The sequence below is a fragment of the Xanthomonas populi genome (genome assembly GCF_002940065.1).
In the GTDB taxonomy this organism is placed as follows: domain Bacteria; phylum Pseudomonadota; class Gammaproteobacteria; order Xanthomonadales; family Xanthomonadaceae; genus Xanthomonas; species Xanthomonas populi.
This window is the reverse complement of the sequence record NZ_MDEJ01000241.1, coordinates 1-2,724: the sequence shown is the minus strand read 5'-3', so window position 1 is coordinate 2,724 and position 2,724 is coordinate 1. Positions and strand designations below refer to the sequence as shown.

Below are 2,724 nucleotides of genomic sequence, written 5' to 3'. Positions count from 1 at the left end.
GCGCGCACTTGTTTCTACACGATCCGGGTGCAACCAGCTGATCTATCTCGGGAAAACGTGGGGAAACCTCAGATCCTGACTGCTGATAGCCGAGCCGTAAGGCGTAATAACCGTGACCTTGCCGCTGCCCACCTTCGCCGGTACGGGAAAAACGATTTGCGTATTTGACGAACTTGACGTGGAAACCGCTCGCCCATTGAGCAAGGTCGAGGTTTGTCCCAATACGGGCAGTAGCCGTGTACCCGCAATCGAGACCTGCTCACCAACCGCCACTAATGTGGGCGCAACGGATGTGATCGTCGGAACCGCTGCAGCGGCATCAACGACAAAATTGACGGGACTTGCGGTTACGGCGGTGCCGACTGCAACTGAAATGGGACCCGTGGTGGCGCCAGCGGGAACAGTGGCGGTTATCTCGTTGACGGTCGCGTCTACAGTCGTCGCCACCACACCATTGAACTTGACCGCATTTTGTGCGGCGGTCGTACTAAAGCCATGGCCTTTGATCTTGACGGTCGTACCTGGAGCGCCCCGTCCCGGGCTGAAAGTAAAGATTGCCAACTGACCTGCAGCGAATCGATCTACGGTGAGTAGATTGCCTATGCTGTCGTAGATGTATAGAGCACTCGCTCCGACATCGTCACTGACCACAACCAATTTGCCGCTGCTGTCATAAACATAGGTGGCAGCCGAGGACACCACGGACAAGAACATCAGTGACACTAGCAGGAGCACTTTACCTGCGCGCGAGAAGCAAAGTGGCGCCCTCATAAACCGAAGCACGTCCGTTGCTCGCTCGCGATACGAGGTCAATCGCCCATCCATGAGACTTCCTTTGATCCATCGAGCGGTTAGCTTGGAGCTAGATTTTTGTGGCTTATATTCATACTATGTTCAATCTTTGAAATCAAGAAAAATGTCGCAAAAGCTCATCATCTCCATCTTCTTGGCCATCGCCCTGCCTTTGCTGGGGATGAGGTGGCTGGCCGGGTTGGATCTGGACCAAGGGAAAGGCCATCAAGCCAAGGCGGATTTGGGTGAGACTTTGTTCCTAGATACAACTCTCAGTGCAAATCGGACCCTGTCCTGCAGCTCATGCCATGACCCCAGCAAAGCGTTTGCCCAAGACGTCGCGGTTCCCGCCGTCTACGGCCGGCGCACCGGCACCCGGAACGTACCGAGCTTGTTGGACCTTCCTCACTTCACTCACTTCTTCTGGGATGGTCGCGAGGAGCGGCTGGACCAAGCAGCGGTGGCGGCCTTCACCAATCGAGCCGAAATGGCTCAGCCGGATATGAGTGTGGTGATCAAGGCGGTATCACAAAGGCTGGACTACCGAACACGGTTTAAAGCAGCGTTTGGCGATGAGCGTGTCGATCAGTAACGCATCTCCAGTGCCATCTTGGCCTACCTGGCTTCTGTGACCACTGGCCGCAGCCGGTATGACGCTTTTGTTGCGAGGAACACTACTGCCATGACAATGGAAGAGCGCCGCGGACTGGATGTGTTCCGTGGGAAAGCCGAATGCTCCTCATGTCACGCGTTGGAGGACGCACCGGCGGCTTTCACGGACAACCGGTTTCACCATTCCAACGTCGGGATGGATCGGATGGCTGGACAAATCGGCACTACCATTGAATCCTTTAAAACCAAGCGCGAGCAGGGTGTCCCAGTAGCTGAGCTGGTGTTATCGGACCAGGACATTGCCGCATTGGGACGATTTGCAATCAGCGGCCAAGGCAGTGACTTGGCTGCCTACCGCACACCAACGCTACGCAACGTCACCCGCACGCCACCGTATATGCACGATGGTAGCGTTCGAAGCCTTGAAGAGGCGATCCAACGCGAGATCTATTACCGCAGCCTTGCGCGTGGCACGCCGATCTCACTGACTGCAGGAAAACAGAACGATTTGCACGCATTCCTGCATGCACTGGAAGACCTGCCAAATAACGCACATTAAGCTTTAGCGTCGACTTTGGCAGCGGCAGGTTGGCTCTGCACTACGTCAAACTCGCGCTGAACTACTTTTCCAGTCTTACCAAGTCGCGCTTCCAACAAATGGCGACCCTCCGACCAAGGCTGAGCAGGCTTGAACTCGAAGTGCACCGAATCACTATTAGCGGCTACCGGTTGAACCTTCTCACCTAGCACCTGACCATTCTTTAGATCGATCAACCGAAGCGAAATAGATGGCACGTCGGACCCAGAATGGGTGACTGACACTGTGACTGAAATCGGTGAGTCAGGACCCACCGGCTCGGACCGGTTGTGGGTTGTGGCCCCGCTTCCCTTGGTCACCACCAGGATTTCCCGAATTTTTGCTGAACTCGCAGCGGCTAAGAACCCGTTCAAAGTCTTCCCGAATTATCCGATCATATGGAGATGAGAGCACGCTATCCCAGTGACGTCAGCCGCGAGCAGTTTGAGCAGATCCGCGCTCTGCTTGAAGGTGCACGCAAGAAGACCGCGCCACGCAAAGTCGATTTGTACGATGTTTTTTGCGCAGTGCTATATCTGCTCAAGAGTGGTTGCCAGTGGCGGATGTTGCCGAGACGTTTCCCAAATGGCGCACGGTGCATGCGTACTTCCAGATCTGGAGCGAAGTGGATGAGCACGGAGTGAGCCTGCTGGAGCGGGCGTTAAAAAATCAGGTTGGCGCGGCCCGCGAGAAACTGGGGCGCAACGCATGCAGCAAGTTCTTGATTTTCGACGCGCAGAGCG

3 protein-coding genes and 1 pseudogene are annotated in these 2,724 nt (G+C 55.5%); 3 read left to right on the top strand and 1 reads right to left on the bottom strand.

Features of this window, described 5'->3' with window-relative positions; genetic code table 11:
- Positions 1-42: 42 nt before the first annotated feature.
- On the bottom strand, positions 43-714 hold the full coding sequence (locus XpopCFBP1817_RS20340) for an IPT/TIG domain-containing protein (protein ID WP_158251337.1): 672 nt from the start codon (positions 712-714) through the stop codon (positions 43-45).
- A 142-nt stretch (positions 715-856) separates the two neighbouring features.
- Here XpopCFBP1817_RS20340 and XpopCFBP1817_RS23420 point away from each other — a divergent pair, with 142 nt between their 5' ends.
- From XpopCFBP1817_RS23420 to XpopCFBP1817_RS20330, 3 genes and pseudogenes are all read left to right on the top strand, one after another.
- Positions 857-1,384: a cytochrome-c peroxidase gene (locus tag XpopCFBP1817_RS23420; protein ID WP_244171281.1), complete on the top strand. Its 528-nt coding sequence runs from the start codon at positions 857-859 to the stop codon at positions 1,382-1,384.
- Between the two features lie 90 nt (positions 1,385-1,474).
- Positions 1,475-1,963: a cytochrome-c peroxidase gene (locus tag XpopCFBP1817_RS23415; protein WP_244171280.1), complete on the top strand. Its 489-nt coding sequence runs from the start codon at positions 1,475-1,477 to the stop codon at positions 1,961-1,963.
- Positions 1,964-2,385: 422 nt separating this feature from the next.
- Positions 2,386-2,724: pseudogene (locus XpopCFBP1817_RS20330) on the top strand (transposase); the annotation flags it as partial.